This window comes from Streptomyces sp. BE20 (assembly GCF_036322525.1).
Lineage (GTDB): Bacteria > Actinomycetota > Actinomycetes > Streptomycetales > Streptomycetaceae > Kitasatospora.
The window spans coordinates 1-336 of sequence record NZ_JAQYWW010000945.1; the positions used below are offsets into that span (position 1 = coordinate 1).

1 protein-coding gene is annotated in these 336 nt (G+C 65.5%); it reads left to right on the top strand.

Annotated features, from left to right (window positions below):
* On the top strand, positions 1–336 hold a 336-nt coding region (locus PUR61_RS23645; RefSeq protein ID WP_443035223.1), incomplete at both ends, for a hypothetical protein.

The following is a 336-nucleotide window of genomic DNA, read 5'->3' on the forward strand; positions in this document are numbered from 1 at the left end:
CAAGTTCGAGATCATCAGCGACGGCAAGCAGTCGTACGTGAAGCCGGACAAGGAGTTCTGGACCGCCATCGCGGGCAAGGAGGGGGCGAAGGCCGCCGCGCTGACAAAGGGCCGCTACCTGTCGGGCCTCCATGACTCCGAGATGAAGGACCTCACCTCGGTCTTCAACCGCCCCGACTTCACCGCGACGATAGTCTCGGACGACTCCGGCAAGAGCGAGGCCACCACGGGCGGGGCCGCCACCGTCAACGGCCAGACGGCCTTCAGCCTCAAGGTGAAGGACCGGAAGGGCGAGGAGTCGACGATCCACGTCGCCACCGAGGGCAAGTTCTACCC